Source organism: Herbaspirillum sp. B65, from assembly GCF_000333555.1.
GTDB classification, from domain to species: domain Bacteria; phylum Pseudomonadota; class Gammaproteobacteria; order Burkholderiales; family Burkholderiaceae_D; genus Herbaspirillum; species Herbaspirillum rubrisubalbicans.
Window position 1 is genome coordinate 1 of record NZ_BADI01000281.1, and the last position, 6721, is coordinate 6721.

Genomic DNA, 6721 nt, shown 5'->3' on the forward strand with positions numbered 1-6721 from the left:
GCATGTCCTTCTTCATCCGCTTGGCTCCCTTGGGCGTGCTGGGCGCGATTGCCTTCACGGTCGGCAAATACGGCATCGGTTCGTTGAAGCAACTGGCGCTGCTGGTGCTGCTGTTCTATGGCGCGGTGGTCTTCTTCGTGCTGGTGGTGCTGGGCGGCATCCTGCGCGCCAGCGGGCTGTCCATCTTCAAGCTGATCGGCTACCTGCGCGAAGAGCTGGTGGTGGTGCTGGCCACCACTTCCTCCGATAGCGTGCTGCCGCAGATCATGCGCAAGCTCGAACACATGGGCATCAAGAAATCCACGGTCGGCCTGGTGATCCCCACCGGCTATTCCTTCAACCTGGATGCCTTCTCGATCTACCTGACCATGGCCGCGCTGTTCATCGCCCAGGCCACCAATACCCATCTGTCCATGGGCGACCTGGCGGCGATCCTGGCCATTGCCCTGGTGACCTCCAAGGGCGCGCACGGCGTGCCGGGCTCGGCCATCGTGATCCTGGCAGCCACGCTGACCACCATCCCCGCCATTCCGGTGGTGGGCCTGGTGCTGGTGCTGTCCATCGACTGGTTCATCGGCATTGCCCGCGCCTTGGGCAACCTGCTGGGCAATTGCGTGGCCACGGTGGTTATCGCCAGCTGGGAAAAGGATATCGACAAGGTTCGTGCCCGCGCCGTGCTCAATGGCGAAAACGTCGCCCCGCTGGTCGATGAAACCCCGGCCATCGACCTGCTGGGCGTAGTCGGCAAGCCGGCCCAGGCCTGAAGCGACCACCTTGTCGATGGCAAACGGGATGGCTGCGCTGCATTGCACTGGTTACAATGGAGCGCCGCCCCGTGCGGCTTTTCGACCTATCCGTAGCCTGTAGCCATGACCGATTCCGCTCCCGCGCCCGACAGTTCCGACGCCATCGCCAGTGACATCGCGGCCAATATCGCCGCGCAACGCCTGCCGCCCGGCGCCAAGTTGCCCGAAGAAGCACTGGCGCGGGTGTACCAGGTCAGCCGTACCAAGATCCGCGCCGCCCTGGTGATGCTGGCCAAGGACAAACTGGTGGACCTGATCCCCGACAAGGGGGCCTTCGTCAGCAAGCCCACGGTGGAAGAAACCCGCAACATCTTCTTCGTGCGTCGCACGCTGGAAGCGGCCATGGTGCGCCAGTTCGTGGCCTGCGCCACCGCCGAGGACTATGCCCGGCTGGACGCTCACCTGGAACAGGAAGCCCAGGCCGTCAAGGAAGACAACATGCAGGTGCGCTCTTCGCTGTTGAGTGACTTCCACATCTTGCTGGCGCGCATCGTGGGCAATGAGGTGCTCACCGACATCCTCGAAAAGCTGGCCGGGCGCAGCGCCCTCATCACCATGCTGTACCAGTCCACCCGCGACGCCGCCTGTTCCAGCGACGAACACCGCGCCTTCATCGCCGCCGCCCGCGCCGGCGATACCGAGCGCGCGGTGCAACTGATGGAGCATCACCTGCTGCATGTGGAACAGGCGCTGGCCTTCGAACCCAAGTCGGGGCCGCGCAAGGATCTGTTACGCGAACTATTGTCATGAAACAGTCACATTCCTCCCGCATCCCGTAAAACTTAGTAAAAATATATGAACAGTCTTTCCAAGCTGCTTCCTGCAAGGCTTTGCGGGAGGCAAGCTGGCTTGCATTCTTAGTTTTCTGAACCCGCCGGCCGGGCGCGACGACAGTGTCCAGACAAGCCCGCATTAGACGGTGAAATCCCGCTGTATTCCAGCGTTTCGCCAGTGCCAACGGGGGCCACACTCATGCACCGGTCCGCATACCCTTCATACCAACAGGACTGGATCGCCCAGCGATACCAATCAGGGACTCCACATGCTCAAATCGATCAAAGCCCGCATCCTGTTCTATACGATCACCCTGCTCATCGCCAGCCTGGCGGTGGTGGGAACGCTCTCCTTCATCATCATCAAGAGCGACAATGACCGCGCCATCGAGCGCAATGCCCAGGCCGTAGCCAGCGGTTACGGCTCGACCATCAATGAATGGGTGGCAGCCAGGAGCGCCATGACGGTGGCCGCTGCCGAGGGCGTGCTGGCGGCCGATCCGGTATTCGTCATCAAGATGTTGCAAAAGAGCGGCGGCTTCTACGTCACCACCTTGGGCAAGGAAGACAAGGCAGCCTTCACGTCAGCCGCCGAAGGCTTGCCGGCAGGCTACGATCCGACCGCGCGGCCCTGGTACAAGCAGGCGGTGGCCGCCGGCAAGCCGGTGCTGACCAAGCCCTACACCGATGTGGCCACCAAGAAACCGATGGTGTCCTTCACCGCGCCAGTGCTGCAGAACGGCCAACGGGTGGGCGTGGTGGCGGCAGCCATGTTCCTGGACGGGGTGTCTGACGTGGTGCGCTCCATCCACCCGACCCCGGCCAGCTTTGCCTTCCTGGTCGACCGCGACGGCCTGATGCTGGCCCACCCGGACGGCCAATGGGTCAACAAGCCGGCCAAGGAATGGAATGCCGAACTCACCCCGGAACGCGTGCAAAGCCTGGGCAGCGACGACAAGGTCAGCGCCATGATGCTCGATGGCGCCACCAAGCTGGTCAAGGGCCTGCCCATCAAGGGCACTGAATGGACCCTGGTGCTGGCCATGGACAAGGCCGACGTCACCGCCGGGATGCGCGATGCCACCCGCTCGGCGCTGATCGCCCTGGTACTGGTGGCGCTAGTGGCCGCGGGCATCATGAGCCTGATCACCACGGCGGTGTTCCAGCGCCTCTCGCGTGTGCGCCGTGCCATGGACAACCTGTCCTCCGGCAATGGCGACCTGACCTTGCGCCTGGCCGAGGATGGCCAGGATGAAGTGACGCAGATCTCGCGCTCCTTCAACCAGTTCGTCAACCAGATCACCGGCATCCTGCAGGACGTGCGCCGCAGCAGCGATACCGTCAAGATTTCCTCCACCGAGATCGCCACCGGCAACCAGGATCTGTCGGCACGTACCGAGCAACAGGCCGGTGCGTTGGAAGAAACCGCCTCGGCCATGGAACAGCTGACCTCGACCGTACAACAGAACTCGGAAAACGCCCGCCGCGCCAACGAGCTGGCCGGCAACGCCTCGCAGATCGCGGCCAAGGGTGGTGAAGTGGTGGGCAACGTGGTCTCGACCATGGAAGCCATCAATGCTTCCTCGCGCCAGATCGCCGACATCATCACGGTGATCGACGGCATCGCCTTCCAGACCAATATCCTGGCCTTGAACGCCGCCGTGGAAGCGGCCCGTGCCGGCGAACAAGGGCGCGGCTTCGCGGTGGTGGCATCCGAAGTGCGCTCGCTGGCCCAGCGCAGCGCGCAGGCCGCCAAGGAAATCAAGGTGCTCATCGACACCTCGGTATCCAAGGTGGCCGATGGCGGCGTGCTGGTGGCCGAGGCCGGCCAGACCATGGAACAGATCGTCTCCAGCATCCGCGACGTGAGCGTGATCGTCAGCGAAATCGCCCACGCCAGCGGCGAGCAGAATGGCGGCATCCAGGAAGTGAATCTGGCCATCACCCATATCGACGAAGGCACGCAACAGAATGCGGCACTGGTCGAACAGGCCGCGGCCGCAGCCAAATCCTTGCAGGATGAGGCGCACCGCCTGTCGGTGCTGGTCGGCGGCTTCAAGATGTAGGGCCAGGCCGCGCAAACGGGCCTGGCCGTTTGCGTTAGAATGGCCGACGCAGTCAGCCGCAACCGACCTCTAAGGCCGGGTCTGCCAGCCGCTCCGCCCATGTGCCGCCTGCCCGATGCAGCCTGGCCGGAACAGCGCAAGACGATGTCGCCTGCGCTTTCCGAATTTTTCATGGCGGACCCTTTGACCCGTCCTGATCATCCATGAATCCTGTCACCCCCCAAGCCGCCCTGCTGTCGGCCCGCCTCAAGACCGAAACCGCCGCCCTGCACGAACAGATGCACGCCTTGATGGAAAGCGCCCAGCCCTTTGCCAGCCGAGCGCACTATGCCCGTTTCGTGGCGGCGCAGTATCACTTCCAGCGCGATGTGCAGCATCTCTTCGACGACCCCGCCCTGCAGGCGGCCGTGCCCGACCTGCAGGTGCGCGGCCGCGAAGCCGCCGCCCTGGCCGACCTGGCCGACCTCGATGCAGAACCGGGCGAGCTGGCCATTGCCACCGCCACGGTCCAGCTGCCCGAAGCCCTGGGCTGGCTGTATGTCTCGGAAGGATCGACCCTGGGCGCGGCGTTTCTGTTGAAGGAAGTCAAGGCCAAGCTGGGCTTGAGTGAAGAGTTCGGCGCACGCAACCTGGCGGCCTACCCGGAAGGACGCGCGCTGGTGTGGCGCCGCTTCGTCGGCTTTCTCGATGCGCCGGGGCTGTCGGCACAGCAGCAGGCGGCCGTGGTAGCGGGCGCCACCGCTGCATTCGCGCGCTTCGGCTTGCTGTTGCGGCGGCACTTCGCGCTGGCTTGAGGCGGCATGGACAGTCCGTCGCCGGATCCGCATTCGCCCCTGCCTGGTAGCCAACTGGCGCCGCTGCGCACGCGCTGGTTGTGGCTGCTGCTGGCCTATGTGAGCCTGGGCATCGGCATCGTGGCGCTCTTCATCCCCGGCATTCCCACCACCGAGTTCGTGCTGCTCTCGGCCTGGGCTGCCAGTCGTGGCTCGCCCCGCCTGCAACGCTGGCTGGAGCAGCATCGCCTGTTCGGCCCGATGATCCACAACTGGCGCCACGGCCAGGTGGTGGCGCGACGCGCCAAGATCAGTGCTTCGCTGATGATGAGCCTGTGCCTGGTGATCATGCTCTTCACCGTCAAGCGCCACTGGGTGATCGTGCTGGCCACGCTGGGCATGGCGGTGGGTGCGGCCTGGATGTGGTCGCGGCCGGAACGCATCGAGGGTGACAATGCGCTGCCCGGCAGCGCCACCGAGCAAGAGAAATGAAAGACAGGAAACGGGCCGGTACCGCTCACCACGGTACCGGCCCGGCATCACAGGATCAGCCCATCAGGTGATGGAGGACGACACCTTCCACAGATCGACATCGCCATCGGTGGCATGACGGTCGATGCGGGCCAGCTCATCGGCGCTGAAGTCCGGTTTCTTGAGGGCATCGAGCGCATCGTCGAGTTGCTCCACGGTGCGCGCACCGATCAGTGCCGAGGTCACGCGGGCATCGCGCAGCACCCAGGCAATGGCCATCTGCGCCAGGCTCTGGCCACGCTGCTGGGCGATCTCGTTCAGGGCGCGGATGCGCGCCAGGTTCTCTTCCGAGAGCATCCGTTGCGGCAGCGACGGGGCGCGAGTGACACGCGCCCCCTCGGGCACGCCGCCCAGGTATTTGGACGTCAACAAGCCTTGCGCCAGCGGCGAGAAGCCGATGCAACCCACACCCAGTTCTTCCAGCGCAGGCAGCAGGCCGCCTTCGATGGCGCGATTGAGCATGGAATAGTTGGGCTGGTGGATCAGCAACGGCACGCCTTCGCTCTTGAGGATGGCGGCTGCCTGGCGCGTCAGCTCGGGCGAGTAGGAAGAAATGCCGACGTAGAGCGCCTTGCCCTGGCGGTGCAGGTGGGCCAGCGCGCCCATGGTTTCTTCCAGCGGGGTGTCGGGATCGACGCGGTGCGAATAGAAGATATCCACATAGTCCAGGCCCATGCGCTTCAAGCTCTGTTCGCAACTGGCGATCAGATGCTTGCGCGCGCCGCTGGGGCCGCCATAGGGACCGGGCCACATCTGCCAGCCAGCCTTGCTGGAGATGACCAGCTCATCACGGTAGGGCAGAAAATCCTTGGCCATCCAGCGGCCAAAGTTGTCTTCGGCCGAGCCGGCGGGCGGGCCATAGTTGTTGGCCAGGTCGAAGTGGGTGACGCCACGATCGAAGGCGCGGCGCAAGATGGCGCGACCAGTTTCGAAGTTGTCGACGCCACCGAAGTTCTGCCACAGGCCCAATGAAATGGCGGGCAGCAAGAGGCCGCTGCGGCCAGTGCGACGGTAGCTCATGCGGCCATCGTAGCGGGAGGGTTCGGCGATATAGCTCATGGTTCTCCTTGGAGAAATGTTCTGCGGGAAAGAATGAGGGGACTACCAGACTGCCACTTCCTGAGTGCCGTGCAGAAGTCTATGCTCCTGTCGCTGATTCAATGCGATGGATCGATCTGACCGCGCCATCGCCCTTACTGTTCCCATGGTTCAGCTACCGTGCCGGCAGGATGATGGTGGCGATCAAGCCACCCTCGGGATGATTGCGCAACAGCAGCTCGCCGCCATGCGCCTGCACGATGTTGCGCGAGATGCCCAGGCCCAGCCCCATGCCGCCGCTATTGCTGGCGCGTCCATGTTCCAGCCGCACATAGGGTTGGAACAGGGTGTGCATGGCGTCTTCGGGCACGCCCGGACCATGGTCGCGGATCTCGATTTCCACCAGGTCGCCTTCGGCCCCAGCCGAGGGACGGATGCTGAGTTCCACTTTCTGGCCATAGTAGAGCGCATTGTCGAACAGGTTGCCGATGGCGCGTTTGAGGGCCAGTGGCTTGGCCATGACATTGATGCCGGACGGCGTGAAGGCGATTTCGTGACCGCCCAGGCGGGCATCGCGGATCATGCGCAACACCAGTGCATCGAGCCGTACTTCGGTACGGTTCTCGTGGATGTCGCTATCCTTGACCGATTGCAGGGCGCCCTTGACCATCATGTCCAGCTCATCGAGGTCGTCATGGAAATCGGTGCGCATGGCATCGTCATCCATCAGTTCG

Annotated in this window: 7 protein-coding genes; 5 read left to right on the plus strand and 2 right to left on the minus strand. The window is 64.0% G+C overall.

Annotation, left to right across the window (positions count from 1 at the left end):
• The 5 genes from I5W_RS07355 to I5W_RS07375 all read left to right on the plus strand — a co-directional run.
• Positions 1 to 764: cation:dicarboxylate symporter family transporter (locus I5W_RS07355; protein ID WP_044528741.1), on the plus strand; the 764-nt coding region annotated here is incomplete at its 5' end.
• A gap of 105 nt (positions 765 to 869) precedes the next feature.
• Complete coding sequence (locus I5W_RS07360; RefSeq protein ID WP_044528742.1) at positions 870 to 1556, plus strand: GntR family transcriptional regulator; 687 nt, start codon at positions 870 to 872, stop codon at positions 1554 to 1556.
• Between the two features lie 292 nt (positions 1557 to 1848).
• Entirely contained in the window at positions 1849 to 3645 is a 1797-nt protein-coding gene (locus I5W_RS07365; RefSeq protein ID WP_044528743.1) for a methyl-accepting chemotaxis protein, read from the plus strand.
• 203 nt (positions 3646 to 3848) lie between these two features.
• Entirely contained in the window at positions 3849 to 4439 is a 591-nt protein-coding gene (locus tag I5W_RS07370) for a biliverdin-producing heme oxygenase (RefSeq protein WP_044528744.1), read from the plus strand.
• Positions 4440 to 4445: 6 nt separating this feature from the next.
• On the plus strand, positions 4446 to 4910 hold the full coding sequence (locus I5W_RS07375; RefSeq protein ID WP_044528745.1) for a YbaN family protein: 465 nt from the start codon (positions 4446 to 4448) through the stop codon (positions 4908 to 4910).
• Positions 4911 to 4973: 63 nt separating this feature from the next.
• Here I5W_RS07375 and mgrA read toward each other — a convergent pair whose 3' ends face one another.
• Positions 4974 to 6008 carry an L-glyceraldehyde 3-phosphate reductase gene (gene mgrA / locus I5W_RS07380; protein ID WP_017449987.1) on the minus strand — a complete coding sequence of 345 codons (1035 nt, stop codon included), beginning with the start codon at positions 6006 to 6008 and terminating at the stop codon, positions 4974 to 4976.
• Between the two features lie 154 nt (positions 6009 to 6162).
• A partial coding sequence (locus I5W_RS07385) for a sensor histidine kinase (RefSeq protein ID WP_044528746.1) occupies positions 6163 to 6721 on the minus strand: 559 nt, incomplete at its 5' end.